Origin of the sequence: Citrobacter sp. Cb028 (genome assembly GCF_030336705.1) — a bacterium.
Taxonomy (GTDB): domain Bacteria; phylum Pseudomonadota; class Gammaproteobacteria; order Enterobacterales; family Enterobacteriaceae; genus Citrobacter; species Citrobacter braakii.
On sequence record NZ_JAOWCZ010000003.1, the window covers coordinates 1 to 235 of the forward strand.

Sequence of the window (235 nt, forward strand, 5' to 3'; positions counted from 1 at the left end):
GTGTTCTGATTGATGCTGGTCGTATTAGCGGCGATATCAGTAGTGTTCTGATTGATGCTGGTCGTATTAGCGGCGATATCGGTTGTGTTCTGGTTAATGCTGTCGGTATTGGCGGTAATATCGGCAGTGTTCTGGTTGATGCTGTCGGTATTGGTGGCGATATCAGTAGTGTTCTGATCCACTTTCTCATTTGTATCAAACAACTGGGAGCCGTTAACGGCATCGGTGCTGTCTG

1 protein-coding gene is annotated in these 235 nt (G+C 47.2%); it reads right to left on the minus strand.

All coding sequences use genetic code 11. The annotated features are described in order from the left end of the window. A partial coding sequence (locus OGV75_RS00020) for a hypothetical protein (protein ID WP_286480236.1) occupies positions 1–235 on the minus strand: 235 nt, incomplete at both ends.